The sequence below is a fragment of the Lentzea aerocolonigenes genome, from assembly GCF_000955955.1.
Taxonomy (GTDB): domain Bacteria; phylum Actinomycetota; class Actinomycetes; order Mycobacteriales; family Pseudonocardiaceae; genus Lentzea; species Lentzea aerocolonigenes_A.
Window position 1 is genome coordinate 1 of record NZ_JYJG01000168.1, and the last position, 1,268, is coordinate 1,268.

A 1,268-nucleotide genomic window follows, 5' to 3' on the forward strand; every position below is an offset into this window, starting at 1 on the left:
GCGCCGGCACTGCCGGAGACCCACCACCTGCTCGACGCCCGGCGACTCGCCCTGCTCCAGGACGGCGCGACGCTCATCAACACCGCGCGCGGATCCCTGGTGGACACCGCCGCTCTCCCCCGCCGCTGCGCGACCGGGCGCCTCGACGCCGTGCTCGACGTGACCGATCCCGGCCCGCTGCCGCCCGGCCACCCGCTGCTGCGGCCGCCGAACGTACTCGTCACCCCGCATCTGGCCGGATCACAGGGACACGAGCTGTGCCGCTTGGGCGAGTTCACCGTGGCCGAGGTCGCGCGGTTCGTCGGGGGCGAGCCACTGCACGGCACCATCTGTTCCGGCGACCTGCACCGGATCGCCTGACTCACCACGATCGGAACACGACACGGACTCCGCCCGCGGGCACGTGGAGACTGTCAATGACGTCATCACCCGTGAGCAACTCTCGACCGGCCTCGCCGACGTGGATCGCGGCGCTGTCATCGGTGTGGTTGATGGCGAACAAGTATCGCCCCTCCGTTCCGGCGCGTTCGACCACCTCGACATCGCGGGGCAGGTCGCGTGGGACGAGCGTGGTGGGTGCGATCGCGGCGCGCAGCACGACGTCGAGGCCGTCCTCGGCCAGGCAGGTGGAGACGTACCAGGCACTGCCGCATCCGTAGGTGTGCCGGGTGACAGCGGGCAGTCCTGCCGCCGGACCGTCCAGATAGGACCAAACCTGTTCGGCGCCTTGGAGAGTCACGACTTCGGACCACACGGTGCCCGTCGTGTCGTTGTCCAGTCGCACCCGGTGACCCGCGGGCAGTGGTGTGAACTCCTCGACCGTCAGGCCCAGCACATCGCGCAGCGCGCCGGGGTGAGGGCCGGGGTGGATGGTGTCGCTTTCGTCCACGATTCCTGAGAAGCAGGACACGACCACGGTGCCGCCGTCCTCCACGTAGCGGCGGAGATTGGCTCCGGCGGCGTCCGTCATCACGTACAACGCCGGCACGATGACCAGCGGATAGTCACTCAGGTCGGCCTCCGGGTGGGCGAAGTCCACCGTGAGGTGCTGATCGTATGCCGCGGCGTACCAGGCTTCCGCTCGCTCGCGGGCATCGAGGTCGACACTCGGCCGCCACTCGAGCCGTTGTGCCCACCAGGACTGCCAGTCCCACAGCATCGCCACGTCCGACACCACGCGGCTGCCGCGGATGGGGCTGAGTACGTCGAGGTCCTGGCCCAGCCGCACGACCTCACGCCAGATCCTGCTCTCGGTTCCGGCCTGGGGA

General features: G+C 69.7%; 2 protein-coding genes. One reads left to right on the forward strand and one right to left on the reverse strand.

Features of this window, described 5'->3' with window-relative positions:
* Positions 1–360 (forward strand): NAD(P)-dependent oxidoreductase (locus UK23_RS23360; RefSeq protein ID WP_045313748.1); only part of this gene is annotated, 360 nt, incomplete at its 5' end.
* 1 nt (position 361) lies between these two features.
* On the opposite strand, the gene UK23_RS23365 is transcribed toward UK23_RS23360, so the two are convergent.
* Positions 362–1,268: beta-galactosidase (locus UK23_RS23365; RefSeq protein ID WP_045313749.1), on the reverse strand; the 907-nt coding region annotated here is incomplete at its 5' end.